Source organism: Staphylococcus sp. HMSC061G12, from assembly GCF_001838465.1.
GTDB lineage: Bacteria > Bacillota > Bacilli > Staphylococcales > Staphylococcaceae > Staphylococcus > Staphylococcus simulans.
In genome coordinates this window covers 1-282 of the sequence record NZ_KV837145.1, presented here as the reverse complement: position 1 = coordinate 282, position 282 = coordinate 1, and the positions used below count along the sequence as shown (strand labels likewise).

Sequence of the window (282 nt, the reverse complement as noted above, 5' to 3'; positions counted from 1 at the left end):
CAAAAGCTTATATTAGTCAAAAAGAATGGTTAAATTTATGGCGAGATGTAACAGGAATTTCTGAAATTACGCAAGTTCATGTTCAAAAAATTAAGCAAAATAGCAATAAAGAATTATATGAAATGGCTAAATATTCTGGTAAGGATAGTGACTATTTAATTAATCAGAAAGTGTTCGACGCATTTTATAAATCTCTTAAAGGGAAACAAATTCTTGTTTATTCTGGATTATTTAAAGACGCAAGAAATAAATTAAAAAATGGCGATTTAGATTATCTTAAAG

General features: G+C 26.6%; 1 protein-coding gene. It reads left to right on the top strand.

Translation table 11 applies throughout. From position 1 onward, the window contains the following. Window positions 1-282: protein rep (locus tag HMPREF2937_RS09555; RefSeq protein ID WP_180364634.1), on the top strand; the 282-nt coding region annotated here is incomplete at both ends.